This is a genomic window from Alicyclobacillus fructus (assembly GCF_017329605.1).
Taxonomy (GTDB): Bacteria; Bacillota; Bacilli; order Alicyclobacillales; family Alicyclobacillaceae; genus Alicyclobacillus; species Alicyclobacillus fructus.
The window spans coordinates 1-901 of record NZ_JAFMTY010000068.1 but is presented as its reverse complement, the minus strand read 5'-3'; the positions used below and the strand labels follow the sequence as shown (position 1 = coordinate 901).

Genomic DNA, 901 nt, shown 5'->3' with positions numbered 1-901 from the left:
TAGAAACGAGCTGTCTCTTAGCTTCCATTTCGCTTCACTCCCCATGTAGACTCCCAAGCTCGAGTCTGGGGAGTTTACACAGTTCATTTTACACTCTCCGCTTCGCTTCTCCTCGACAAGACGCCTATCCCCGAGCGATGAATCCGCGAGGCTGCCCTGAAGGCTCTGATGCCCTGCACGTCCCCTTCTCGGATGCAGCGCATCATCTGGCGCTCCAGTTCAATATCGTGCCGATACGTATAGATAAATCCGTGCTGCTCGAACCAAGCCTCGTCGGGCACAATATCTCCTTCCGCGTGATGAATCCCTTGATCCGGTTCAGATCCGGGCATCAACCATGTCATGAATGGGTGACGCTCTGGGGAAACGTCCGCGCCGAGCAACCGGTCCAGCGTGTGCGCCACGGCCACCCATCGGCCGTGCGACAGCGCCGCGAGCGACGCGGCGTACCGCCGGAACTCGGCCTTCGGCAGGGGGGTATGCACGCCGTCGCCTGTCGCTCGCTCGATCTCAGACGGATCGATCGGATGATCCGCGCCGGGGCCAATCGCGACCCAGGTGTCGTCCCCAATCCGTCTTATGGCGAATCGTTCGAAGTATCGGAATAGGACGATCGCGGACGCGTCAAGGCTCTGCAACTGGCCCTCCACGCAGGAGGCGAGCTGCAGGCAAACCTGCTCCCACGCACCGTCCGACAGTCCGGACGCTTGGCCGGCGACGAGACGCCCGCCCCTCCAGGCGCACCACGGGAGGTCAATCGCTGCAGCAAACGCCTTAACCGCATAAAGCGCGGGACCTATGGACCCGACTTCGACAGTTGGACATAGCACGTAGACTCATGGATGGATGTGGGATCCTATTGCGGCGCGGCTTGTCGGACTTATCCACAGGCATGCGCCGT

The 901-nt window shown here is 60.9% G+C and carries 1 protein-coding gene; it reads right to left on the bottom strand.

Going from position 1 to position 901, the window contains the following annotated elements; genetic code table 11:
* Nucleotides 1-83: 83 nt before the first annotated feature.
* Complete coding sequence (locus J3481_RS14340; RefSeq protein ID WP_206832794.1) at nt 84-638, bottom strand: hypothetical protein; 555 nt, start codon at nt 636-638, stop codon at nt 84-86.
* Nucleotides 639-901 lie beyond the last annotated feature (263 nt).